25 protein-coding genes and 1 other annotated feature are annotated in these 24306 nt (G+C 37.9%); of the genes, 8 read left to right on the plus strand and 17 right to left on the minus strand.

What is annotated here, in order from left to right; all coding sequences use genetic code 11:
- Nucleotides 1-23: 23 nt before the first annotated feature.
- The 8 genes from P0092_RS16905 to P0092_RS16940 form a co-directional block, all read right to left on the minus strand.
- The gene (locus P0092_RS16905; protein ID WP_004616141.1) at nucleotides 24-1076 is read right to left on the minus strand and encodes an FAD:protein FMN transferase; all 1053 of its coding nucleotides are present in this window, start codon (nucleotides 1074-1076) and stop codon (nucleotides 24-26) included.
- Nucleotides 1077-1305: 229 nt separating this feature from the next.
- On the minus strand, nucleotides 1306-2385 hold the full coding sequence (locus P0092_RS16910) for a hypothetical protein (protein ID WP_004616139.1): 1080 nt from the start codon (nucleotides 2383-2385) through the stop codon (nucleotides 1306-1308).
- A gap of 35 nt (nucleotides 2386-2420) precedes the next feature.
- Nucleotides 2421-2921: a Gx transporter family protein gene (locus P0092_RS16915; RefSeq protein WP_004616137.1), complete on the minus strand. Its 501-nt coding sequence runs from the start codon at nucleotides 2919-2921 to the stop codon at nucleotides 2421-2423.
- Between the two features lie 38 nt (nucleotides 2922-2959).
- Nucleotides 2960-3355, minus strand: coding sequence for a NusG domain II-containing protein (locus P0092_RS16920; RefSeq protein WP_004616135.1), 396 nt, complete (start codon nucleotides 3353-3355; stop codon nucleotides 2960-2962).
- A 9-nt stretch (nucleotides 3356-3364) separates the two neighbouring features.
- Nucleotides 3365-4279, minus strand: a complete 915-nt coding sequence (locus P0092_RS16925) for a UbiA family prenyltransferase (RefSeq protein WP_004616134.1) — start codon at nucleotides 4277-4279, stop codon at nucleotides 3365-3367.
- 30 nt (nucleotides 4280-4309) lie between these two features.
- Complete coding sequence (locus tag P0092_RS16930; RefSeq protein WP_004616132.1) at nucleotides 4310-6298, minus strand: NAD(P)/FAD-dependent oxidoreductase; 1989 nt, start codon at nucleotides 6296-6298, stop codon at nucleotides 4310-4312.
- Between the two features lie 277 nt (nucleotides 6299-6575).
- A complete protein-coding gene (locus P0092_RS16935) occupies nucleotides 6576-7856 on the minus strand; it encodes a LysM peptidoglycan-binding domain-containing protein (RefSeq protein WP_004616131.1) in 1281 nt (426 codons plus the stop codon).
- 333 nt (nucleotides 7857-8189) lie between these two features.
- Nucleotides 8190-8708 carry a GyrI-like domain-containing protein gene (locus tag P0092_RS16940; RefSeq protein WP_004616127.1) on the minus strand — a complete coding sequence of 173 codons (519 nt, stop codon included), beginning with the start codon at nucleotides 8706-8708 and terminating at the stop codon, nucleotides 8190-8192.
- 261 nt (nucleotides 8709-8969) lie between these two features.
- Nucleotides 8970-9024: a sequence feature (sodium ion sensor (DUF1646 type); this cis-regulatory element may regulate processes involved in with the transportation of sodium ions), on the plus strand.
- Nucleotides 9025-9264: 240 nt separating this feature from the next.
- Between P0092_RS16940 and P0092_RS16945 the strand changes: the two genes are divergently transcribed.
- A complete protein-coding gene (locus P0092_RS16945) occupies nucleotides 9265-10320 on the plus strand; it encodes a DUF1646 family protein (protein ID WP_004616122.1) in 1056 nt (351 codons plus the stop codon).
- Nucleotides 10321-10404: 84 nt separating this feature from the next.
- On the opposite strand, the gene P0092_RS16950 is transcribed toward P0092_RS16945, so the two are convergent.
- Together P0092_RS16950 and P0092_RS16955 are read right to left on the minus strand one after the other, a co-directional pair.
- Nucleotides 10405-10599 (minus strand): DUF1858 domain-containing protein, encoded by a 195-nt coding sequence (locus tag P0092_RS16950; protein WP_004616120.1) that lies wholly within the window; start codon nucleotides 10597-10599, stop codon nucleotides 10405-10407.
- Between the two features lie 39 nt (nucleotides 10600-10638).
- Nucleotides 10639-11628, minus strand: a complete 990-nt coding sequence (locus tag P0092_RS16955) for an NADH:flavin oxidoreductase (protein ID WP_004616118.1) — start codon at nucleotides 11626-11628, stop codon at nucleotides 10639-10641.
- Between the two features lie 151 nt (nucleotides 11629-11779).
- Here P0092_RS16955 and P0092_RS16960 point away from each other — a divergent pair, with 151 nt between their 5' ends.
- Nucleotides 11780-12079: an ArsR/SmtB family transcription factor gene (locus P0092_RS16960; RefSeq protein ID WP_004616116.1), complete on the plus strand. Its 300-nt coding sequence runs from the start codon at nucleotides 11780-11782 to the stop codon at nucleotides 12077-12079.
- Nucleotides 12080-12150: 71 nt separating this feature from the next.
- On the opposite strand, the gene P0092_RS16965 is transcribed toward P0092_RS16960, so the two are convergent.
- From P0092_RS16965 to P0092_RS16975, 3 genes are read right to left on the minus strand one after another with little or no spacing between them, the layout of a single operon-like run.
- Nucleotides 12151-12621 carry an RICIN domain-containing protein gene (locus P0092_RS16965; protein ID WP_004616114.1) on the minus strand — a complete coding sequence of 157 codons (471 nt, stop codon included), beginning with the start codon at nucleotides 12619-12621 and terminating at the stop codon, nucleotides 12151-12153.
- A gap of 40 nt (nucleotides 12622-12661) precedes the next feature.
- Nucleotides 12662-13768, minus strand: a complete 1107-nt coding sequence (locus P0092_RS16970) for a phage tail protein (RefSeq protein ID WP_004616112.1) — start codon at nucleotides 13766-13768, stop codon at nucleotides 12662-12664.
- A gap of 26 nt (nucleotides 13769-13794) precedes the next feature.
- Nucleotides 13795-14397, minus strand: a complete 603-nt coding sequence (locus P0092_RS16975) for a phage tail protein (protein WP_004616111.1) — start codon at nucleotides 14395-14397, stop codon at nucleotides 13795-13797.
- Nucleotides 14398-14685: 288 nt separating this feature from the next.
- Between P0092_RS16975 and P0092_RS16980 the strand changes: the two genes are divergently transcribed.
- The 6 genes from P0092_RS16980 to P0092_RS17005 all read left to right on the plus strand — a co-directional run bounded on the left by P0092_RS16980 (nucleotide 14686) and on the right by P0092_RS17005 (nucleotide 20209).
- A complete protein-coding gene (locus P0092_RS16980; RefSeq protein ID WP_004616109.1) occupies nucleotides 14686-16404 on the plus strand; it encodes a methyl-accepting chemotaxis protein in 1719 nt (572 codons plus the stop codon).
- A 155-nt stretch (nucleotides 16405-16559) separates the two neighbouring features.
- The gene (gene thiS, locus P0092_RS16985; RefSeq protein ID WP_004616107.1) at nucleotides 16560-16754 is read left to right on the plus strand and encodes a sulfur carrier protein ThiS; all 195 of its coding nucleotides are present in this window, start codon (nucleotides 16560-16562) and stop codon (nucleotides 16752-16754) included.
- Nucleotides 16755-16756: 2 nt separating this feature from the next.
- Nucleotides 16757-17560 carry a sulfur carrier protein ThiS adenylyltransferase ThiF gene (thiF, locus tag P0092_RS16990; RefSeq protein ID WP_004616105.1) on the plus strand — a complete coding sequence of 268 codons (804 nt, stop codon included), beginning with the start codon at nucleotides 16757-16759 and terminating at the stop codon, nucleotides 17558-17560.
- A 30-nt stretch (nucleotides 17561-17590) separates the two neighbouring features.
- Complete coding sequence (locus tag P0092_RS16995) at nucleotides 17591-18358, plus strand: thiazole synthase (protein WP_004616104.1); 768 nt, start codon at nucleotides 17591-17593, stop codon at nucleotides 18356-18358.
- Nucleotides 18359-18361: 3 nt separating this feature from the next.
- Nucleotides 18362-19510 (plus strand): 2-iminoacetate synthase ThiH, encoded by a 1149-nt coding sequence (thiH, locus tag P0092_RS17000; RefSeq protein WP_004616102.1) that lies wholly within the window; start codon nucleotides 18362-18364, stop codon nucleotides 19508-19510.
- Between the two features lie 15 nt (nucleotides 19511-19525).
- Nucleotides 19526-20209: a thiamine phosphate synthase gene (locus tag P0092_RS17005; protein WP_004616100.1), complete on the plus strand. Its 684-nt coding sequence runs from the start codon at nucleotides 19526-19528 to the stop codon at nucleotides 20207-20209.
- Here the strand turns inward: P0092_RS17005 and P0092_RS17010 are convergent.
- From P0092_RS17010 to P0092_RS17025, 4 genes are all read right to left on the minus strand, one after another.
- A complete protein-coding gene (locus P0092_RS17010) occupies nucleotides 20102-21073 on the minus strand; it encodes an HAAS signaling domain-containing protein (RefSeq protein ID WP_004616098.1) in 972 nt (323 codons plus the stop codon). The genes P0092_RS17005 and P0092_RS17010 overlap by 108 nt on opposite strands.
- Complete coding sequence (locus P0092_RS17015) at nucleotides 21060-21416, minus strand: PadR family transcriptional regulator (protein WP_004616096.1); 357 nt, start codon at nucleotides 21414-21416, stop codon at nucleotides 21060-21062. The genes P0092_RS17010 and P0092_RS17015 overlap by 14 nt, the downstream gene beginning before the upstream one ends.
- 145 nt (nucleotides 21417-21561) lie before the next feature.
- Nucleotides 21562-23469, minus strand: a complete 1908-nt coding sequence (locus tag P0092_RS17020; protein ID WP_004616094.1) for an FtsX-like permease family protein — start codon at nucleotides 23467-23469, stop codon at nucleotides 21562-21564.
- Nucleotides 23459-24211 (minus strand): ABC transporter ATP-binding protein, encoded by a 753-nt coding sequence (locus P0092_RS17025; protein ID WP_117407366.1) that lies wholly within the window; start codon nucleotides 24209-24211, stop codon nucleotides 23459-23461. The genes P0092_RS17020 and P0092_RS17025 overlap by 11 nt, the downstream gene beginning before the upstream one ends.
- Between the last annotated feature and the right edge of the window lie 95 nt (nucleotides 24212-24306).

Genomic DNA, 24306 nt, shown 5'->3' on the forward strand with positions numbered 1-24306 from the left:
AAAACCGGAACTTATACGATAACTTATTTATTTAAATATTTATCAAAATTCTTGCTGTACTTTATTTTACCATCCTTAGTAACCCACAGTGCCTCAGTATCAGGTAAGGATTCAATCAATTTGTTTCCCTGTTCAAAGGGCATATTGAAAATAGCAGTAGATAATACATCAGCCATGCCTGAATCATGGGTGACTATAGTAACTGCTGAAAAGTATTCTGACGGAAACAGGGTGTTTGGGTCTATAATATGGTGATATCTTTTACCGTTTACTGTGTAGTATCTTTCATAGTCTCCGCTTGAAACAACTGATTTATCGGCAACATATATGAGCTTCAAAGTTGAGTTTTTGCTTTCTGTGTCCGGGTTCTGTATTCCCAGATTCCACAACTGATTGTCAACGCCCTTGTTTCCTATGGAGCGTATATTCCCCCCCACACTTACAAGTCCGGATTTAAAGCCGTTTTTCTCAGCAATTTTGCTGACCTGTTCTGTTGCATATCCTTTTCCCACAGCACCAACATCCAGATTCATTTCAGGGTCTTCCAGATAGACGGTGGAGTTTTTTTCATCTATTTTAAGTTTATTTATATTCGTATGTTGTGATGCTTTTTTTAAAATATCCATAGGAGGTATTTTGGCATTTTCTTCATTATCCAAACCTGCCGTACGGTAATCATGCCATATTTTCAAAACAGAACCAAATGCAATATTCATTTTACTGTCGGTTTTTTTATACCACTCCTTGGAAAAAAGCAGTAGGTCTATTATCTTTTTGTCTACCTTAACAGGCTTTTTTCCTGCATTATCATTTATAGTCTTTATATTGTTTTTCCCGGGATAATCATGATATATATCATATAGTTCATGGTATTCTTTCAGGTTATCATATATTAGCTGAGAATACTTTGTAAATTCTTCTTTGGTGTCAGTATATGCAACAATTTTTGTTACGGTATCAAAAAGCACAAGAAATTCTGCTTCATATCTGGTTTTCTTCTTGTCTGCACATGCCGTAAGATTTATGGAAAATGCCAGTATAAGTATTATCACTGTCAGTTTTTTTAACGTTTTCATTTTATATTAGCCTCCGTAAGCCATTCGGCACTTTTTTCATTTAAAAAATTAAGCTTAAACGGGGCTGTTACAAAACACAAAGTTTTTCTGTTTAGCACCCGTACTCCCGTATACAATTTATACTCACGTACAGTTTAAGAAAAAACTAATTTTGTGACAACCCCAATTTAAGCATTGAATTTGATTTATTACTTATATTATTTGTGGATGATTTGTTTTAATTCAACAATTATTTAGCATTTGCAGCTGCTTTAGCTATAACAGCCTGGTAGTCGCCAATGTGAATTGTTACAGAGCTTGTTAATTCTGCCTGTGAAGGTACTCCTTCTGCATTAACAGCAATACCCTTGATTTCATCAGCTGTTTTTCCTGCAACGTATTTTGCAAGAGCTTCTGTCTGTTCAAACCACTCTTTTTTAATTTTTGAAACCTTACCAAGACCATAGTCAGCACCAAGTTCAATTTTACTCTTTAAAGGAGCCTTTAAATCTGAAGTGATTTTTCCTGCCTTAGAGAATTTCACGTCTGACTGTGAAGCATCAATAACACAGCTGGTTACTTTTCCGTCTGCACCAAATGTTGTAGCTGAGTAATTTGAGTAAGCCTGTGCTACTCCGTCCTTGTCGGCTGCATCAGTTGACTTGCTGATGTTTGTAGTAACACCAAGTCCAAGCTTGTCTCCGGCTTTTGCACCAAGGTCCTTTGCACTGTTAACAGCCTTTTCAATTGCAGCAGTGAAGTCCGCAATATGTATTGTAACTGTAGCGGAAAGTTCCTTATCTGATGGAACACCTTCTGCATTTACAGCTATTCCCTTTACTTCAGCAACTGTTTTACCTTCAACATATTTTGCAAAAGCATCAGCTTCTTCATTCCAGTCCTTACCAAGTTTAGAAATCTTGTTCATTCCGTATGCAGTCTTCAATTCCTGTTTTGATTTGAATTCTTTTTTCAGGTCAGTAGTAAGTTTGCCTGCTGCTGAAAAATTAATCTTTGTCTGTGCTGCATCAATAGCACACTTAACAATTTTACCGTCTTTATCTACTGTAACTGCAACAACAGTAGAATCAACTTGTCCAAGACCATCTTCTTTTCCTGCATCTTTGGAATTTGCTATTGATGAAATAACAGCGAGTCCTGTTTTAACAGCATCTCCATTTGCTTCACTGCTTACAGCTGCAGTAGAGCTGCTTGCGGAAGTAGATGGAGCTGAATTTGTTGAATTACTTGAATCGGATGATGAGCCACAGCCGGCAAGAAGTGAAATTGCCAAAACAGAACTCATTACTAGCGAAATAATTTTTTTCATAAGAAGTCCTCCTATATAATTGTATATGTTTTTATTTAAGCCAGCTTTTTAAGGGCCGGTAAAATAAACCTGAGTAAGGTAGATGTTGCTATCCCTGCGATTACCCCTGCAAATAAAAGCACAGGCAAATAAACCCAAAGATACATGTTTGTATAAAGAATTGATATAATAATAAACTGACCTGCGTTATGTGCTACTGAGCCAAAGATACTAAGAATCAGATATGAAATTTTATCCTTAAAAGCAAATACCAGCAACGCCATTACAACTATGGACAAAACTCCTCCGCCAAGGCTAAGTAAGCCTGCTATAGGTCCTCTTACAGACAAGACGAACAGTGCCTTTAAAACAGCAATTGTAAATGCCTGTCTTTTGTATAAAAAGAATAGAGCAAACATTACGGCAATGTTGGAAAGTCCAAGTTTTATACCGGGAATTCCTGCCGATATTGGCGGAAAAGAATTCTCAACTACAGAAAGTACCAAGGCAACAGCAAAAAGCAATGCAGTAAGAACCAGTTGTTTAGTTTTTGTCATACTGTTCCTTGAATTATTCATGAGCAATATTGACCTTCCTATTTACCTATTATCATGTCTATATCATCGTTGCTGCGGTTATTATCCTGTGGCACTATTTTTAGAAATACTTCATTAGGAAGACATGCCGCAGTCTGTCCAACCTTGTCAAGCCATCCTGTCTTTATGCAAATCTTATCCGGACAATCTGATTCTTCAAAACGTATCCTGCCATCAGCTGAAAGATGAAATACTACATGCTTGGATTGGGGTATACTGAAGGTTTTATCCTTACCCTTAGTCAAATCAACAGTTTCAACAAGTTGAGATTTATAGTATATTTCAGCTTTTGCAGGCTTTTTTGAAAAGGAGCTGTTATATACTGCCCACAAAACTCCTCCGGATATGAGAATTATTATTATTATTAAAATGTCTGTCTTTTTAGCAAATTTCATATTAACTCCTTAATTACCCTGAAATAAGAGTCCTCCTATAAAAATCAGCAATGATATGGAGCTCATTATAAGCACATAATTTTTTATGGAAACAATAAAAGTTTTTGCTTTATCCTGCTCCTTGAAAAACAGATTTATGTTTTTCTGTACCGGATATAATGATATTAATGCTAACAGGCATACCCAAGGCAGTTTGCCAAGCGCCACCATGAGAATGATATCCAGATACACGAGATAATACAACCCGGCAAACAGATAAACTGATTTGCTTTTACCCAAATAATAGGGCAGTGTAAATCTCTTTACTGTAATATCCCTTTCAAGGTCACATATATTATTTGCCAGCATTATGTTTGCTGTAGTACATACCGGTGGTATTGAAAGCAGAATTACTGTAATTATAGGCATAATGCTTAATTGCAGATTTATTTCAGTTAAACTAAGGCTCAAATTCAAAAGTGTTCCCTTTGGAAGGTTAATATACAGAAGAATAAAGGGTATCAGTAACCCGTAAAAAAAACCGGAAAAAATCTCTCCCAAAGGTTGTCTTGATATGGGTATAGGCCCGAAAGTATAAAAAATACCGCACAGGAAACATACACCACCAATAAGAAGTACTACCACATCACTGAGATATGCAAGATATAAACCCAGTGCCGTACTTATACCAAGCATTACATATATAATAGCCAGAGCGGTATTCCTTTTAAATCCCAGTGATTGATGATTGGTTTTTGAATCTATATAGTTATTTATTGCAGTAGTAGTCATATCAAATATGAACATTGATGCAAAAAATATCAAAGTAAGCTTCCAGTTAACAGGATTTCCTATATAGAACAAATAAGCCATTGTAATAAGAAATGCAAATGTACTGGTTATCTTAGTCTTTATTTCAACATAATTCAAAAATCTTCCAATCACCCTATCACCTCTTTAAGCTCATATTGAGCATTAATCATTGTATATATACCATTTTCTGACTACAGGTAGCTTTTTCCACTGTCTTTTCAGGAAAGGCATTGCATAGTAATCAAGTCCGAAGGTTCTTCCTGCGCCAATTAATACGGCAATTCCGGCAAATATCATCCAGAAGGTTCCCAGATACAAGCCTGTTGTACACACGAACATAAACTGCAATATAAGAGATACTGCTGAAGCAGGTGTAGTAAACAAACCGCCTATTAATGCAAGACCTATTAAGATTTCAGCTATTACTATTGAAATCTGCATAAACATCTGAATAGAATCATTTCCAAGTATAACTTTATTAACAAAAGTGTTCATAAGCGGTATATCAAGTCTGAATGCAAAATCACTCAATGCAGACTCAGCAAGGTGCTTTCCACTTACAAATATAACACGGAAAAGGTGTAAGAAATCAAAGTTAATTATTGTAGTTCCTATCTGCTTGACTCCTTCTGCAACTGCTTCTCCGCCTCCTGCAGCTGTAGCCGAGGAAACTGCTTCTGCAGCGGCCTTTCCTGCTTCGCCGGTTGCACCGTTTAGAATACTGTCATACCAGCCGTTAGCCCCACCGAAGAATCCTGCCAGATGTGGTTTGCTAAACCATCCCTCAACAATCTTCATAACACCTTCAAATAGCCATACTGCACCAAGCCATACTCTAAGAGCAACTAGCAAAAAGCTAGGTGTTCTGTTAGAAAAATGTCCGCCGACAAAGCTTCTGCAATTTCTAATTGTGAAAAATTCATGTTTTACGTAGCTGAATATTTTGTTCCAGCCTAGTACCTGTATAAAATAAATAATATTAATGAAATGCTTTGCAAACATTGCAAGAAAAGACGGCAGATTAAACATTAATTTGGGCAAGCCCACTCTTGCTACACCGTATCTTCCTCCTACACATACCATCATTCCATGGAAAGATGGCTTGTAAGCTTTCATTTCACCTTTACCTGTAATAGCACTGTAAATATTCTTTGCTGCAACCGCCGCACTTTGTTCACAGTTCTCTACCATTTGCGGAACAGGTCTTTCCTCTCCCTCAGCTGTAAAGAGCATATTGTCTCCAACTACGTATACATGGTCGTTATCAAGTGAGCGCAAATATGAATCCAGCTTTATACGACCTCTTGCAGCAGATTGAAGAGTTTTTGCAGCCTCATTGGTAATATCGGAGCTTTCGATACCTGCCGCCCATATAACTGTTCCGGAAGAATGTCTTGTAACCTTTTCTCCGTTTTTAGTCTCAATAAAGTCTGCACCGACTCCTACAACGCCATTATTAAGCATCATAGTAACGCCCATTTTCTTCAAGCGGTTTTCAACCTTGTTTGACAGCTTTTCAGGCAAGTTAGGAACTGTACGTGTTAACACGTCTACGTTGAATATACTTACATCTTTTCTGTCTATTTCATATTTTTCACATAGAACAGGAACGTATTCTGCAAGTTCCCCTACCATTTCAACTCCTGTAAAACCCGCTCCAACAACATGGAAAGTCAAAAGTTTCTTTTTCTTTTCTTGGTTGGTTTCTGCTGCAGCCTTTCTGAAGCAGTTATGAATATGTTCTCTCAAATTAACAGCGTCATCGAAAGACCAAAGCTTATGGGAAAATTCCTCAGCACCTGGCACACCGAAATATGTCGGTTTTGAACCTGCTGCCAGTACAAGATATTCATATTCGTAAGTATCACAGTTTCCCATAACCTTATTATTCTCAAAATCAATGGATTCTACGATATCCAGTACAACGTTAACCTTTCTGCCTGCAAACACCTTGCTCAAGCTGATTTTGATACTGTCCTCATCTACTCTATTTGCAGCTACCTCATGGAGCTCAGTTAGCATTGTATGATACGGATTTTTATCAATTATAGTGATGTTTACATCATCATTCTTTTTGAATTTTTTAGCCAGTTTCTTAGCAGTGAGTATTCCCGCATAGCCTGCACCAATAATAAGTATTTTGCTTTTCAATTGGCTTCCCCCTCTTTGCTTACTAAATTTTACTACTTTATTCTACATTTTTCTACACATTTCTACACTATTCTATCAAAGGAATACTAAATAATCAATGAAATTGTTAAATTGTAAACACACCAAATATTTACATTATTTATGTGTCTATAGTCATTTGATATTTACCACATTTTTATCTGTATAAACAAAGACCGCAGCTACAATTTGCATTTTTTTGCATATTGTAGCTACGGTCTTTGTTTTTGTTCAATACCATGGAGTGGTAACAATAAGATTAGAGGAGCTTTCTTATATTAAAAATAGAGCTTAAAACTAACCAATTCTGCGGGAAGTAACGATTTATTGTCCAGTAGCTCACTCCCCCAAGCCTGTAGTCATGGGCCAGAGTCAGTCTTGCAAAAATGCTTCTGGCATCCTCAAACCAAACCACATGCTGTTTTCCGTCATCAGCATAATAATAGAAGAAAGGTGCCTGAGATACTTCGTCATACTGAATTTCAGCCCCTTCCCTTCTGGCAAGATCCACCGCACCTGTATTGGTGACAGTTCTTGCAGCAGTTCCGGGAGTATATGGCAATGTCCAGTCATAGCCGTAATTTGACATACCCATAAATATTTTACGCCTTGGGATTACCGTTACGGCATAGTCCAGAACACGCTTAACCCCGGTTATTGGGGATACTGCCATAGGTGCACTGTATGTGAAGCCCCATTCATAAGTCATAAGTATAACATGGTCTACCAAGGCTCCATGAACAGGATAATCATGAGCCTCATACAATTTGCCCTGCTGAGTCGCTGATATCTTAGGAGCAAGTGCTGTAGTGATGGTATAGCCAAGTGGCCTTAAGGTTCTTACGATTCTTCTCAGAAAATTATTATAGCTCTCTCTGTCATACGGATATATATACTCAAAATCAATGTCCAGACCAAAATAGTTTTTCTGTTTTAAATTTCGGGTAACATTATTAATAAGATTTGTCTGAGCAGTCTCATTTGTAAGTATTGAATGGGCAATATCACTGTCAAAGCCTCCACCCTCTTTTATGTTTGTAATAACCATCAGGGGGGCTACCTTTGCAGCTCTTGCTGCCTGAATAAGAGGCTCATCGGGTATGGACTTCAGGTTCCCGTCGGGACTTACCTGATAGCTAAAAATACTGAGATATGTCAGATTTGGCAGCGTCTTTTTCAAGACTTCCATATTAATATTGGGAAAGGCATAGCCGTTTACTTCCATAGGTCCGTAATTATAGGTCATCGGAGGTATGGTAATAACCATACCCGGCTGTATTCTTGAGGGGTCTGTAATTTGAGGGTTGGCTGCCAAAAGCTCATTAACACTTATCCTATAGGACCTTGCTATGGAATAAACTGATTCACCGGGGGCTACAACATGTCGCCGGGTCCCTTCCAGTATTACTAAAGTTTGTCCTACTACCAGCTGATTCGGGTTGGTCAGCTCATTATCAGATATTATTTTTTCCGGGGAAACCCTATATTGCTGTGCAATTGAATAGATACTTTCACCTGACTTTACAACATGAATTCTCAAAGCAAATCACTCACTTATATATATTTATAAATCCAATATATGTGAGTTAAATTTAATTGGTTACTGTGTTTTGTTGGCTACTTAAAAAGTCTGTTTGGCCCAATTATTATAACAACTGCAATAAGACTAATAATTATCGGATATACACTATCTGGTATAAAATGTACCTGTCTTAAAATAAGTGTCATTATTAATAATACTGATAAAATTATTCTAATAATAAGAAGCTTTTTTTTATTTTCCATATAAGTTCGTCCTTTATATATAGTTGTCTTGCCGTTGAAGCCTTACCCTCAAAAACAAATGCAGCATTATTTACCTCATAAGTACAAATTAAATTATTTTTTTGCAAGGCAGAAAATATCCACAAGTGAAAATATTGTTACCATCTTCTTTGATATTTGCATAATTATCGAATGAGTAGTATTCCATTGAAATCCCAACAACTGAGTAATCAGGCATATACCCGTTTTCTCTCATTATTTTCTCGGTTTTGGTATGTGCCCCCTTTTCCAGATTAGAAGTATTTCCTTTTATCCACCCAATACCCATTAGACATTCCGGGATGTCGCGATAAGAAAATCCGTTTGGAACATTAGTATCCGGTTTGGCAAATACCCCCGCTATGTAAGTAAACTCTTTAGTCTTGGAATTGTAATCACCCATCCAGCCTATTGTGTCCCCTCTGGGAGAAACTCTCTGTGGCATATTTTGAAGAAACTCATTTGTACCGTCTTCTAACATATTACTCCATAATTCAGGAACAGGATTTTTCTTGCCAACAACCACCTCTTTACCAATAAGCCTCACTGCTTTGAAGTTTTGTACTTCAAAAGATATTTTCAGCCCCATAAAATCCTCCATAGTTAAGTCCAATAATAATATAATAATTTAGTCTGTACATTATACCATACATCTCATTTAAAGTAATAATTTCACATTGCTTCTATAATCAAATTAATCCATAGTCACTTGAAACCAGTGGCTTATTAATTCAAAAAACTTATAGCAGTTTCCAAAAGCCGGTTATTTATTTTTTTCATAGTTTCTCATAAATATTGTACAATTTTTTTCACCGTGTTATAATAGCCGTAAGTTAATTAAGTTTTTTTCGGTTGAACGGATAACTACCGTTTTCAAGAGTACTTGGCTTCTGGGGTGGGAAGCTCGTATGCGTACGAGTTTTCCACCTTTTTCGCGTCCTTATTTAGAAAAATCTGGTTCTCGTAACATAAATTACTTCCCAATATTTGAAAGTTTCCCATGCATTTAGATAAAAAAGGGGGTGACACTAATGAATAGCGTAAAAAAACATCTTATAATGGTAGCTTGCTATCTTATAGCTGCAATTGGAATTGTTATTGTTTTAGCTAATTTAATGAAATAAATAGACTTTGGAGGATACTAAATGATTATTGGTCTTTTGATTGTACTGGCATTAATATTAATACTACCTTTCGTATTTAAGCCCATAGAGCATAATCTGGAATACTTTCTGCTGGTTATGGGAATTGCAGCAACCTTAATTTCAGGTACACTGTCTACGGACTTAGTACTGCATATATTTGAAAACTATCTTCTTTATTTTATAACCGGGGCAGTACTGGTAGCCGGATTTATTTTCAGGATTTCAGTGGGTAAAATCAAAAAATTTGTAGGTTATGCCACAAAACGCATACCAATAAGTATTTTTGTTTTTCTGTTAATAATAGTTCTTGGTCTGGTTTCCAGTCTGATTACAGCTATAATCGCTGCTTTGATACTTGTTGAGATAGTACACGCTCTACCCTTCAAGCACAGTCAGAAGGTAAAGCTGACTGTAATATCCTGTTTTGCCATTGGTTTGGGTTCAGCCCTAACTCCTATAGGAGAGCCTCTTTCAACTATAGTAGTTTCCTCTCTGAAAGCTGATTTTACGTATCTTTTCAGAAACATAGGTATATATGTTATTCCCGGAGTTCTTGTTGTGGCAATACTTGGAGCTGTGATTGCAAAAATGATGCATAAGGCAAACCAAAGTGAAATTGAGGGAGAAAATAGCTGGAAGGATGAAAACGAAGGAGTTTTGGAGCTTGAAAGCATAAAAGCAGTATTTGTTCGCGCCATAAAAATATTTTTGTTTATAGTTGCTTTAGAGTTACTTGGTTCAGGTTTTAAGCCACTTATAAACACATATGTAATTCATCTGCCCAGCATGCTGCTATACTGGATAAATATATCCTCTGCTGTACTTGACAATGCAACACTTGCAGCTGCCGAGGTAAGCCCTGCTATGAGTACCAAACAGATTCAGGCAATTCTTATGGGGCTGCTGCTTAGCGGAGGAATGCTTATTCCGGGCAATATTCCGAATATCATATCGGCCGGAAAGCTGGGAATTAAGAGTCGTGAATGGGCAAAAATCGGACTTCCGCTGGGTTTTGCTCTGCTTATTATTTATTTTGTAATTATATTCTTTATATAATAGAAGTAAAAAATAAGCGTAATAACAGAAGTAAAATTCCTTCTGTTATTACGCTTATTTTATGTCTACTATTCCTAACAGGAATTATTCCTTTATTGCTTCATTAAGTTCTTTTATCAGTTCATCCGCATTTATACCGTGAGCCATGGCACCCTGTTCTATGTTCTCAAACCTTGCTGCCATACACCCGAAACAGTGCATTCCGTGGTTCATCAATATTTCTGCAGTTTTAGGATATTTCTCAACTATATCAGTTATTGACCAGTCCTTTGTTATCATTTTATCACCTCCTTGCGAGATTAATTTATTAACCTAACTTTATATACCCATTGCACGGGCGGCCCAATCAGAATCATTTAAAATTATTCTGCCTACCCCTATCAAATCAGCCTTTCCATCAGTTAAAAGCTGTTCTGCAACCTCCGGCTCCGTGATTCCTCCGGTAAGTATGACAGGAATGGAAACCTGTTCCTTAATTGCCTTTGTCAATGGCCAGAAGTAGCCCTGTTCCTTTGCATCCGGCTTACTATAGCCGCAGAAGCCCCCTGAAATGTCCAGAGCTGCCACGCCTGCCTTTTGAAACTCACGAGCTGCAATAGAACTATCTTCTATTGTAGTGCCACCCTCCATATAATCAGCTGCCCCCAGTCTCAGAAAAACGGTGAAATCCTCTCCTACTGCTTTTTTTACAGCATCAATTACCTGAAGATGTATTTTTATTCTGTTTAAAACATTTCCGCCATATTCATCGGAACGCTTATTACTAATAGGAGACAAAAACTGGCTCAGAAGATAACCGTGGGCAGAATGTATCTCAACACCATCAAAACCCGCATCTTTAACTCTTTTTGCAGCATTTGCAAATGAACTTATTATGCCATTTATTTCTTCCTTTGTAAGTTCTTTAGGAACCACCTTCGGACTTCTCGGATGCGGTACGGCGGATGGGCCTACAGGACTCTTTCCGGTTACCTCGGCAGATGCGACACTTCCTGCATGATTAATCTGCATAATGGCCTTAGAGCCGTTTTTGTGGATTACCTCCGATAATTTTTTCAGATTTTCTATTACACTGTCATCAGCTATGGACAACTGATTCGCACTGGCTTTGCCTTCTCTGGTTATATAACTGTGTTCAATAATTACAAGACCTATATGGCCTCCCTTTGACTTTTCATCGTAGTAGTCAATAATGTCCCGGCTTACTTTGCCGTCCTCCTCTGACTTTGCAGTAGCCATAGGCGGCATAACCAATCTGTTGCTTAGTTTAAGATTTCCTACATTTACGGGCTTATGCAGCAATTCCACAATATCTACCTCCACACATATATTATATTCTAAAATCTAAAGTTTACTTATGTTAAATAGTTCAAATATAATTGAACTATTTAAATATATCACAGCTTGTGGTATAATTCAATAGTATATTAAGTTAAAATAATACAGGAGGTACAAAAACTTGCGGGAATTATTTCATCCTACAGCAGAACAAATGTGTTTATCTACTGTTTTAAATGCCCTTGGTGATCCTACCAGACTTCAAATTATTAAAAACCTTGCAAATCAGCAGGAAACCACCTGTGCAAGCTGTAACATAGACTTGACCAAGTCTGCCCTTTCCCATCACTTTAAGGTTTTAAGGGAATCAGGCATTATAAACGTACGGATTGAAGGTAAACAAAGATTTATGTCCATAAGATACAATGATTTAGACGCAAGATTTCCTGGGTTACTGCAATCTGTAATGAAGAGTATTTGATTTGTTGAAAAAAGCATGAACCGGCTGCTTGTGCCAATCCATGCTTTTTCTTACGTATATGAAATTACTTATTATACGGGAACTATTCTGAACTTATATTTATCAAGCTTCAATTCATTTTCACCGCTGTCAGGTGCTGTTTCTACAACATGGTCTGAACCCTTTTTGGTGGTGGAGGCGGCAAACATATAACTAAACTTTACATTCTGTATGTACATTCCCAGCATGGGATGGTCTTCATTAATATAGCCTATTCTCCATTGTGATTTAGCTACATCACCTACGTTTCCGGCTTCAACATAATGGTCATTTTCATCCTTTGTGGTGCTGGCTGCAAACATAGTTCCATACTTGAGATTTTCAATTGAGTAATAGCCGCCCGGATGCTTTGTAATTTTAAATTTAAATTTTTCGTAATTTATATCATCATCTGATGGCCTTGATTCTACAATGTGATCATTCTCATCCTTATCACCATCAGCTGCAAAAATGTATCCATACCTTAAATTCTGGATATAGTATATTCCATCCAAATCTTTCATAAAAGAAACCTCCTTTTAACTTTATTTGTATATTTACGCTTTAAACATTACTGGATTTAATGATATAGTCCAGATAAATATTTACAGGTCGTGTCTCGGCGTCTCCTCCGGCGATAACATGTGTATGATTTCCGTTATTATCCGTTACTTGGCCTGAAGGAAAATTGGCAACCTCGTGTCCTGCACAATAATTTTCTATATATTTATCATGTGGCAGTTTTGGCGCACTGTGAGTATGTAAACCGTCTGTGGATAAAGAAAAATTAGCAGCTTTGGGAAGAGCAGTCAAGTAATCCTCTGTTTGTCCTACTCTGGTGGAGCCCTGTACTCCTGAGGTATCTGATGTATTTGTGTTTACACCTCGTACAAATAATCCTCTGAGATCCGGTACATTGAAGTTGGTCTGGTCTCCGCCGTATATATTGCAAATATTTTCGTAAAGTTCAGGATATTTGCTGACTTCATATGCACTTCCGGTACATGGAAGCCATCCGTTAGCAATCAGGTCATTATTCTGATTTACCGCATCTCCTGCAAAGGAGACAATAGACCCTGCAGCTAATAGCATAGACTCATCATAGTCAGCAGAAGTGAATTTTATAATCCAATACATATAAAGATTTATAGGTCTGGATTCACTGTCTCCACCGGATATAATAGTGTGTGAATGTTGTCCGGCTTCCCCTGATGTAGCTGTACGTCCCGGGAAATTTGCACCTTCATTATCGGTTATGGCACATGCTGCATTCCAGTAGTCTGTGGGCAGATGGTCAACCGAGTGGTTATGATTGCCTTGGTCGTTTGTTATAAAGGTATTTTTTGGCCTGCCTGTGGCAAAGTCCTGAACTGAACCGGTATTGTCTCCTGTCACTGCTCCTGACCTTGTGGCTTTACGCTGCTGTGCATCAGGGTCATACCCTCTTCCATGATCCGTTGCACGAACAAATCTTCCCCGAAGATCAGGTATATAAAAATTAGGTACACCATCTCCTCCATATTTTGTTCCTATTACATTAAACAGTTCTGAATATTGTGCTTTATCCAATACTCTTCCGTCACAAGGAAGCCAGCCGGAAGATTTCAACTGGTCTTCTTTAAGTGGTCCGGCAAAAGGTATAACTATACCTACGGGAAATTTTAAAGGCATATCTCTTCCTCCTATATAAAAAATGATTATTTGCTGTCTTTGCTGAATTTAATTAAGAAATGCAGATTCATATTTCTTGGTCGGGTTTCCGGATCTCCTCCACCAACAATAGCATGAGAATGGACACCGGCTTCACCTGTTCTGGTATCGGCGCCGGCTTCTTTTCCGCCATCTCTGCCTATACTTCCGGCATACGCATTGTGGGAACCATCAGGCAAGTGAGGTAAGTTGTGTGTGTGACTGCCGCTTACATTAGTATAAAAACCAGCCTTTGGAAGTCCTGTTGCAAAATCCTGATAGGAACCTACATCATTTCCGGCATTTCCACCGGCTTTAGCAGCCGCTCTTTGAGCTGCATCAGGATCCATCAGCTTACCTGACGGACTAACGGCATCCCCGTTAACTCCTCTAATAAACTTGCTTTGCATATCAGGCACATAAAAATAATTATTATCTCCACCATGTGCATTTCCGATGGCCTGAAAAAGATCGGGATAATCAGCAATTTTTAATCTGCTTCCGTCACAGATAAGCCACCCCATTCTATACAATCTGTTAACCATTTCAGATTTAATTTCTCCTGCAAATGATATAACACTTCCTACAGGCATTCTCTCCGTAGCTGCCATAAGCAAACATTCCTCCTTCTTTTGGAATCAAATTTAATTTCATTTATTCTATACACAATAATATGTCATAATTAATGACATGTCAATATATAGAATTAAATTCACTTTTACCCTTTAGCCTGTAGTTATTGAGTTGTCTAACTTTAAGCTCAAATATTTTTTTATTCAATATTAATGACATGTTCTTATTTGCAGCTTTATGTTAACAATTTGTCGTTAATTAGCATAAAATATATTAATAGCTCAAATTTGCGTAAGTACATATTCAAACTTAAGGAGGTAGGTAATTTGCCACTCACATTAAGATTTAAATTATTTTTATCATTCGGCATTATATCAGCTGTTTTGATAGGATTGGGAGTATATGCATATGCAAGTGTCGGGCAAATGTATAAGAATGACACTGAATTTGATAACATGTGGCTTACAACTGTAGAGGGTGCACACAAAATAGATACTTTGAGCTATGAATATAAAACCAATGAATACAGGTTTATGCTTTATAAAAGTGCTTATGCCGATAAAATGGCCTTTGAAAAGTTTGAAAAGGAAATGAGCAATATTGAGACAGAAGCCCAGAAAATTATAACATCAAACAGGACTTCCAGTGTACGAACAGAATATGCCAAGAAATGGGAACAAATTGAAATACTATGGGAACACTATATAAACGCCAGCCGGAAAGTTGTTGATAACACAAAACAGAATAATTTCACGGAAGGTATTAATCTTTTGTTTGCAGACAAATCAAATGAGGCCTATGACAATTTGCGTAATGCCACCGATGCTCTTGTAAATTATAACCGTGAGCAGGTTGCGAAAGCCGGTGAAACTCATCATGAGGACTACAAAGATTTAATAGAGGTACTATTAATATACCTCACTGTGTCATTGGGCATTATTATTATAATGGTATTGTATTCTTGTACGGTTCTATCCGGGCCAATTAGCGGGTTAGAAGAAGTATCTCGCGCAGTAGCTGACGGCGACCTTACAATCAGAGCTGAAATTGAATCAAATGACAAGCTTGGCCAATTAGCAGAAGCCTTTAACTCTATGATTAAAAGACTTAGAGTATTAATGCTGCAAATAGGCGAAAGTTCTCAGCACCTTTCAGCCTTATCTGAGGAGTTAACCTCAAGTTCCCAGAAAAGCTCTGACGTTATGGAAAAAATCGAGCTTACAAGCCGTAACGTAGCATTAAGTACTGATAGACAACTTTTAAGCATCAAGGAAGTTTTTGATTCCATTTCTCAAGTTTCTGCAGGCCTGAACCAGATTTCGGTCAGCAGTCAGAATGTTACGGAACTTGCACGGGCGTCTGCCGTTGCAGCAAATAATGGGATGGTTAGAGTCAATGCAGTAGCCGAGCAAATGAAGGAAATTGACAGTACTATTTCAAATACTGCGGAAGTAATAAAAAATCTTAATTTAAAATCCAATGAAATCTGTAAAATTATTGATATAATTTCTGATATAACAGACCAGACAAACCTGCTGTCTCTCAATGCAGCAATCGAAGCAGCCCACACAGGCGAATGCAGCAAAGGCTTTTCCGTTGTTGCCGACGAGATTAAAAATCTGTCAAAGCAGTGCAAAGTATCCGCAAGCCAAATAAGAAGCCTTATATTAAGTATACGTGAAGAAACCAAAAATGCAGTTACGGCAATTTCAAAAGGTACTGCCAAAGTTGCAGAAGGCCTTGAAAAATCCCTTCAGGTAAGTCAAGTATTTGAGGAAATTCAACAATCTGTAGAAAATGTAGATACACAAATTCTGGAGGTATTCTCTGCAACAAAACAAATTACGGCTGAAAGCAATAATATTGTAAAAACCATTGATATTGTTGAAAAAACAGCTGAGCAAATCAATAATACCTGTCAGGAAAATACAGTTACAACACATGAGCAAACTAAAGAACTTGAAAGAATCTCATCAAATACACAATTATTATTAAAGTCTATGGAAGATTTAAATGCTGTGATTTCACAGTTTAAAACCCAATAAGGTAAAATCTGAGGTGTTTTTACTTGACTGGTACGTTTACTGTGGATTATAATATAGGTAATTGAACAAAGAAGCACAAAATGGGGTACACCACCGCGGGTGTAAATTCATTTTGTGCTTTTTTTTTCGAAATTTTTATGAAAGGAAGCACTAATATGAAGGTAAACGGAGCTCATACGGAATTGGCATTTACACAAAGCCTGCAGGATTTTTTGATTTCTCAAAACCATGATGTTTCAAGAATTGCCGTAGAACTAAACGGTGAGATTGTTCCTAAAACAACCTATTCCCAAGTAATACTGGATAATGGAGATACCCTTGAAATTGTCAGGTTTGTAGGAGGAGGCTGAAAATGCTTATTACACTAAATGGAAAAAAAATGAATGTCACATGGGGAACAGCCTTTGAGGTACGCCGTGAACTTGGCAGGGAAACTGACATAGTTATTTTAAACGGATTTCAGATAGACCAGGATTGCGAGCTTTCCGAGAGTGACACTCTTGCTGTCATTCCAAAGGGCTGTATGCCTGACAGGGATGAGCTTGAAAGCATGATGATGGCACGGCATACTCCAAATGTTCATAGCAAGCTGAAGAAAGGCCGTGTTGCCATAGCCGGACTTGGAGGACTTGGTTCAAACATAGCTGTCATGCTTGCAAGAATAGGCGTGGGTCACCTGCTTCTGGTGGATTTTGACGTGGTGGAGCCAAGTAATCTCAACAGACAAAGTTATTACATAAGTCATCTTGGTATGGAAAAAACTGCTGCTCTAAAAATGCAGCTTAAGGAAATCAACCCTTTCATAACCGTTGAAACACGAACGATACGTGTAACAGAAGACAATGTTTGTGAGCTTTTCAATGACTACGGTATTATTTGTGAAGCCTTTGACAAGCCGGAAGCAAAGTCAATGTTGGTCAACACTGTTCTGGAAAGGCTTCCGGGCAGTAAAATTGTTGCTGCCTCCGGCATGGCAGGATATGAAAGCTCAAATATTATTAAAACCGTCAGGAGAATGAAGGGTTTTTACCTGTGCGGTGACTTTGAAAACGGAGCAGGCATGGGCAAAGGCTTAATGGCGCCACGAGTTCAAATATGTGCCGGACATCAGGCCAACATGATTGTGAGGCTGCTCCTTGGTATTGAAGATGTATAAATAATTTATAAATGGAGGTTAATGAATTTTATGAATGATAAGTTAGTTATAGGTGGACATGAATTTGAATCAAGATTTATACTTGGCTCCGGAAAATTTTCTTTGGATATGACAAAAGCGGTTATTGAAAGCGGAAAGGTTGAAATGGCAACTCTTGCTCTTCGCCGTGCAAATGTTGGCGGTGAAGAAAATATTCTGGACTATATGCCCAAGGGCATAACTCTGCTTCCAAACACCTCAGGAGCAAGAAACGCTAATGAAGCTGTGAGAATAGCACGGCTTGCCAGAGAAATAGGCTGCGGAGATTTTGTAAAGGTCGAGGTGGTTAATGACTCAAAATATCTTATGCCTGACAATTACGAAACTATTAAGGCAACGGAGATACTTGCAAAAGAAGGCTTTATTGTAATGCCCTACATGTATCCCGACCTTAATGCAGCCAGAGCTATGACACAAGCCGGTGCAGCAGCAATTATGCCTCTTGCCGCCCCTATAGGCAGCAACAAGGGTCTTAGTACCAAGGACTTTATTCAAATCTTGGTGGACGAGATTAATTTACCTATTATAGTTGATGCGGGAATAGGACGTCCCTCACAGGCATGTGAAGCAATGGAGATGGGCGTGGCTGCAATCATGTGCAATACTGCAGTTGCAACAGCAGGTGATGTGGCCTTAATGGCAAAGGCTTTCCGACTTGCAATAGAAGCCGGACGTGCAGCTTACCTATCAGGTCCGGGAAGAATATTAAACTACAAGGCGGAAGCATCCAGTCCCTTGACAGGCTTTTTGGAGGATTAAAAAATGATAAAAACAAATCATATGGAATATCAAAAAGGCATGGAGGCAATTGATTCAAATATAATGAATCAGGTTCTGAAGCTTACAAATGAATATGACTATAGCAAATATACCTTCGAAGATGTTGAGACAGCTCTCATGAAATCATGGCTGTCCCCGGATGATTATGGAGCCATACTTTCTCCTGCGGCTGCACCCTATCTGGAATATATGGCACGCAATGCAGCAATGGAAACAAGAAAGCATTTTGGTAGTTCAGTCAGCATGTTTACACCTCTGTACATAGCCAACTACTGCGAAAACCATTGCGTTTACTGTGGCTTTAACTGTCATAATAAAATTCGCCGCGGAAAACTCAACTCTTTAGAGATGGAGGAAGAACTAAAGGAAATTGCAACGACGGGGCTTCGGGAGATATTGATTTTAACAGGAGAAGCCCGTAATGCTTCAGGAGTTCAATATATAGGGGATGCCGTAAAGCTTGCTTCACGATATTTTTCTACTGTAGGACTTGAAATATACCCTCTAAATTCAGATGAATATGCGTATTTGCATGAGTGCGGAGCGGATTTTGTCTGTGTATATCAGGAAACCTACAACCCCGACAAGTACCAACAGGTACATCCAAGCGGCCCAAAGAGGATTTTTCCGTACAGGTTCAACGCTCAGGAGCGTGCCTTACTTGGAGGTATGAGGGGCGTGGCCTTTGGTGCTTTGCTGGGTTTGGATGATTTTCGCAAGGATGCCTTTGCCGCAGGCCTTCACGCATATTTCATTCAACAGAAATATCCTCATGCAGAAATTTCTTTCTCTGTTCCACGGCTAAGACCCTTCATAAATAATGAAGAGAACAACCCAAATGACGTACATGAAAAACAACTTTTGCAAGTTATGCTTGCCTACAGACTTTTCATGCCTTTTGCAGGAATTACTATTTCTACTAGGGAAAGAGCAGGTTTTCGTGACAATGTGGTGGGACTTGCAGCCAACAAGATTTCGGCAGGAGTAAGTGTAGGCGTAGGAGGCCACAAAAATGACGAAAAAGGCGACGAGCAATTTGAAATCAGCGACAGCAGAAGTGTAGATGAGGTTCATGAAATGATTTTGTCAAGAGGCTTACAACCTGTTTATTCAGATTACATCAGAGTTTAAAAGGAGACGTACAAAATGGTGATTTATGTAACCAACCGTAATTTGTGCAGGGACGATTTTCTGAAAAGAATAGAGTATTTAGCCTCAGGCAAACCCCATGCCATAATATTGAGGGAAAAGGATTTGAGTACTGAAGATTATCAGGCTCTGGCGGAAAAAGTCAAACCTATAACTGACTCCGCAGGAGTTCAGCTTATAGTCAATAAATTTATTGAAACTGCAAAAAATTTGGGAATAGCCACAGTACATGTTTCCATGGGGGATTTAGTGAAATACCAAGATGCATTGCAATGCTTTTCCCAAGTTTGGGTTTCCGTACATTCGGCAAAGGAAGCACAAGAGGCATATAACTCGGGTGCTTCCGCCCTGATAGCCGGACATATCTATGAAACGGACTGCAAAAAGGATTTATCTCCAAGGGGATTGAATTTTTTAAGAGAGGTTTGCAGTTCTGTTTCCATTCCCGTTTTTGGAATCGGGGGTATTACTAGAGACAGAGTAAAAGAGGTAACTGAGGCAGGTGCAGAAGGTGTTTGCATAATGAGTGAAGCAATGACCAGCCTCTCCCCCTCCTCTCTTACGTCACAGATGCTATCTTTTACACTTAAAGACTCCTGCTATACTGTCAATGATTACAATTATAATAAAAACAGCAGCAAATATCATAAGCCCCCTTTGCCAAAGCAATGTCACTTGTGACAAAGTCAGGTTTGTAAGGTCCTCTAATAAGTGTAAAAATTTAACATTTACTATATTAGTGTCTCTTACCATAAACAGCATAAGAACGGCTGTGGCAATGTTAAAGCCTGCATTTGCGGCAGCCAAAGGTATGCTCCAATATGGATAAATTGTCTTCCATACCAGAATACCAAGACTTACAATCGCCAATAATACTATACCAACTGTATACGTAGACAATATTTCTGCATTGAGTATTGGCACAAATCCGCTGCCCTTCAGGGAAACACCTATAATTTCAGGTCGGAAGATTAATAGCGATGCAAACAAAATTGTAAAAAATATTTCTACCGTTGTAGATACTCTTGATATTTTCTTTTTTCCATAGTCAGGTATAGCCTTCAAGTCTTCCAAAGTCCATTTTTTATTTTTAAAAGGGCTATGGCCCTCATGTACTCCGCTTCTTTCCATAATTATAAATACCAATGTAACCCAGAAGGCTCCCTGCATAGCCCCGCCCATAGCCGCCGATATAACATCCGATACTATTTCCTGAGGTTTTTGTACATCTGAAAAATTAAACACCCCGGTAAATATAGCTATACATCCCAGAGTTATTGCAGCAATACCTGTTACTAACTTTAACAGTTTTATATACTGGTTATAGACACCCGGGCCTATCAGGTATCTTTTTTGCGGATTATATTCAACCGCAAGTTTCGCAGGATTACCCAACTTCTCCAGAACCTCCTTTATTTGAGCGTCCGATGCATCCTCCGTCAACATATCCTGAATATTAGACCGAAGCTCCTTGCTTACATCCTCACGGATGTTTTCCGGCAGGTGTTGTGCAACAGCATATATATAACGGTCAATCATTTCCATAATCTTTTTCCTCCTCTAATAAATTCTCCAAATTCCCGGACAATGTTTTCCATTCCTCTTTAAGACACTGAAATACTTTTTTCCCTTCTTCACTAATTACATAGAATTTTCTCGGTCTGGCTTCGCTTGTATCCCAGTTGCTTACCAAAAGCTGCTGCTTTTCCAGTCTCCTCAATAAAGGATAAAGAGTGCCTGCATCAATAGGGTTATTTTTTTGCTCAAGCTTTTGTACTAGAGAGTAACCATACTCAGGGTTAAATAGTTGGCTGAGTACCGATAGTATCAAGGTTCCTCTCTTTAGCTCCACAACCAGTGAACTTAGTATGTCATCTGTTGCTTCCATTGTATCACCTCACTTATTATTATACTGTACGTCATACAATATTGTCAATGTGTTATTATTACGTATTTTAAATTAATATCAAATCATGCATATAAAAACTCCCGAGGTTAATAGTTAACCTCGGGAGCTATATTCATACGTTAATTTACTGCGGAATACCTTTTAGAATCCGCTGTAAAAAGGAATTTGAATATGTTTTAACAAAACCGTTCTGAAGTATAAGCATTATAGCGGATATAATGATACAATACCCAACACTAAGCCATTTGTAATACCAATTAAATGATAAGAATACAAAATAAATATAGAAGCTTGCAATAACGCCTCCTGTAAAAACCGGAAGCAAAAACATAAGTCCAAGTTTTTTATTAACAAGAGACCGAAACTCATCCTCCCTCATTCCCATTTTATATAAACTCATGAATTTTCTTTCCTCGTCTTCAAATTCCAATTGCAATTTCAAATAAAGAATTATATTTGCAGAAGCCCAAAACAGAAGAAAAACAAAGGTTTCAACAAATATTAAGAAAATTGCTGATTGTTTTGCAAGATTATATTTTCCCAACCTTGAGGACATTTTGTAATACTTAGGCTCGATTGTGGGATTAACTTTATACTGCTTTTGCTCCAGCTTGTCTAAAATATCGCCGGATTTTCTCCATTGTGCAAATTTAAACATCTTAACATTCCCCGCCTTATAATTAAGAGAAGCTTTCTTAATTTGCATATAATCAGCATCATTAACAAGTATTGTAAAATCGGACAGAGCGTTATTATCACCAAATAGTATTCTTATATCCTTCCCAGCAGTCTTTAATGGATAATCCCCATCATTACAGGGAATATTTATTACAGGTACCGATAGAAAAGAATGCTCATACCCGTCCTGTAAATCATATTGGTACAACATCAAAAAATTTCCTTTTGCTACATGGTAGTCCGTTTTAAAAACTTCATTAACCTTTGAAGCAGATAATATGTTAAAAGCCCCTCTTAATACTTCAATTGACTTCTGCTGAGTTACCTTGGTATCTCCACTTTCAAATATTTCGCCAAGGTCATAATCAGATATTTTGTTCATACCGTAAATCTCAGCGTATACCATATGATAAGGGGTATATATAACTGCATTTTCAAGCATGGACGGATATGTAACTGTACATAAGCCCATAAAAAAGATTGCAAATACAAACAGCCATATCATAGTAAAAGTAACTTTTTTGGTTGAATGAAAACGGTATTTGAAATCTCCTAAAAACAGGCAATTTCTTATGTAAAAATTTTTAAACCTTTTACTTACAAACAACACAATTACTTCGGCGTTGCATAAAATCAAATAGGTGGCTCCACAACAAACCAACATACTTATAAACCACATATTCCAAAGCTTGATATAATTATTTACAAACATAAGCACTGCAGAAATAACCAAAATAGCTGTTCCAATGCCAAATACAATTTTAGATGACTTAGCTCCTTTATCAGCCTTATACCTCTCCTTTATCATATCAATTATTTGCATTTTAAGGGATTTGAGAATACTTATTAGTACAGTCACAATAAATATCCCACCGTAAAACAATATTGTTATCAAGTATGCTTTGAAGCTTATTCCAAAGGTTACGTTTTTGATACCGATTACATGTATAATAAAGCTAAAAAAACCCATTGAAACCAGAGTTCCTGCAAGCAGTCCCGTTACAATGGAAATCAAAGCAATCATTCCATTTTCAAATAAAACATTTCTGAAAATTTCTTTGTCTGTCATTCCCAAAGTCATGAGTATACCGTAATCGTTTCTACGCAGCTTTTGGAAAGCACTGTGGGAATATGGCACAAACAGAGCCAGAAATATTGAAACCATAATACTTGGAGCAATAACATTGCTGGAAATCATGCTGATTTCTGATGTTGTGTCCATAAATGACTTGTTTGTGAATAATGCAGCAAAGCAGTAAAACAGTACAATGGAAAAGGTATTGCAAATAAAATAAAGCAAATAACGTTTATAGTTTGCGCGAAACATCTTTTTGGCTATGGAATTAAAATTCATCTGTATCACCGCCGATTAAAGAAAGTACATCCAGAATTTCCTTAAAAAATTGCTTTCTGGACTCTTTTTTTGAAATCTCCGTTATTATCTTTCCGTCTTGCAACAGTATAACCCGGCTGCAATAACTTGCAGCCACTGAATCATGAGTTACCATTAGCACACTGGTTCCGCACTCTTGATTAACCTTATTGAGATATTGCATAACATCCTTTGATGACTTAGAATCCAGGTTTCCCGTAGGCTCATCAGCGAGTATCACTTCCGGCTCATTTACAAGTGCCCTGCATATTGCAACTCTCTGCTTCTGTCCTCCTGAAATCTCGTATGTATTTTTGTCCAGAATATCTGATATTCCCAGTAATTCTGAAAGCTTTTTCAGTTGAGCTTCTATCACAGCCGGCTCTTTTTTCTCCAGAATCATTGGCAGCATTATATTTTCCTTCACAGAGAGGCTGTCAATCAGGTTAAAGTCCTGAAAAACCATTCCCATCTGTCTTCTGCGCAACAATGCCATCTCCGATTTATCCATATCTATGAATTTCCTGCCGCTAAACATCACTGTTCCGCCATCAGCCCGGTCTATGCCGCTGATTATATTCAAAAAGGTGGTTTTACCGCTTCCCGACGGCCCCATGATTGCAATCATTTCGCCCTTGCATATACGCAAGTTTACACCGTTAAGAACTGTAATTCCACCTTTGTTTTTGAGTTTATAAGTTTTAGTAATATGTTGAATCTCCATAATATCCATATGGGTTTCATCCCTTTCAATCAGGCAAAATTTGATACATTATTTCCCATATGTTATCACTTTACAGGTTCTTTAGTCAATGTCGC

Source organism: Ruminiclostridium papyrosolvens DSM 2782 (assembly GCF_029318685.1).
In the GTDB taxonomy this organism is placed as follows: Bacteria; Bacillota; Clostridia; order Acetivibrionales; family DSM-1351; genus Ruminiclostridium; species Ruminiclostridium papyrosolvens.

Coding starts and splice junctions, on each gene's coding strand:
- P0092_RS16975 (WP_004616111.1), bottom strand. CDS start 14,397: ATGGCAGCTACGGAGAGAATGCCTGTAGGAAGTGTTATATCATTTGCA.
- P0092_RS16940 (WP_004616127.1), bottom strand. CDS start 8,708: ATGGGGCTGAAAATATCTTTTGAAGTACAAAACTTCAAAGCAGTGAGG.
- P0092_RS16945 (WP_004616122.1), top strand. CDS start 9,265: ATGATTATTGGTCTTTTGATTGTACTGGCATTAATATTAATACTACCT.
- P0092_RS16970 (WP_004616112.1), bottom strand. CDS start 13,768: ATGCCTTTAAAATTTCCCGTAGGTATAGTTATACCTTTTGCCGGACCA.
- P0092_RS16965 (WP_004616114.1), bottom strand. CDS start 12,621: ATGAAAGATTTGGATGGAATATACTATATCCAGAATTTAAGGTATGGA.
- thiS (WP_004616107.1), top strand. CDS start 16,560: ATGAAGGTAAACGGAGCTCATACGGAATTGGCATTTACACAAAGCCTG.
- thiH (WP_004616102.1), top strand. CDS start 18,362: ATGATAAAAACAAATCATATGGAATATCAAAAAGGCATGGAGGCAATT.
- P0092_RS17010 (WP_004616098.1), bottom strand. CDS start 21,073: ATGGAAATGATTGACCGTTATATATATGCTGTTGCACAACACCTGCCG.
- P0092_RS16905 (WP_004616141.1), bottom strand. CDS start 1,076: ATGAAAACGTTAAAAAAACTGACAGTGATAATACTTATACTGGCATTT.
- P0092_RS16950 (WP_004616120.1), bottom strand. CDS start 10,599: ATGATAACAAAGGACTGGTCAATAACTGATATAGTTGAGAAATATCCT.
- P0092_RS17015 (WP_004616096.1), bottom strand. CDS start 21,416: ATGGAAGCAACAGATGACATACTAAGTTCACTGGTTGTGGAGCTAAAG.
- P0092_RS16995 (WP_004616104.1), top strand. CDS start 17,591: ATGAATGATAAGTTAGTTATAGGTGGACATGAATTTGAATCAAGATTT.
- P0092_RS16915 (WP_004616137.1), bottom strand. CDS start 2,921: ATGACAAAAACTAAACAACTGGTTCTTACTGCATTGCTTTTTGCTGTT.
- P0092_RS17020 (WP_004616094.1), bottom strand. CDS start 23,469: ATGAATTTTAATTCCATAGCCAAAAAGATGTTTCGCGCAAACTATAAA.
- thiF (WP_004616105.1), top strand. CDS start 16,757: ATGCTTATTACACTAAATGGAAAAAAAATGAATGTCACATGGGGAACA.
- P0092_RS16920 (WP_004616135.1), bottom strand. CDS start 3,355: ATGAAATTTGCTAAAAAGACAGACATTTTAATAATAATAATAATTCTC.
- P0092_RS17005 (WP_004616100.1), top strand. CDS start 19,526: ATGGTGATTTATGTAACCAACCGTAATTTGTGCAGGGACGATTTTCTG.
- P0092_RS16910 (WP_004616139.1), bottom strand. CDS start 2,385: ATGAAAAAAATTATTTCGCTAGTAATGAGTTCTGTTTTGGCAATTTCA.
- P0092_RS17025 (WP_117407366.1), bottom strand. CDS start 24,211: ATGGAGATTCAACATATTACTAAAACTTATAAACTCAAAAACAAAGGT.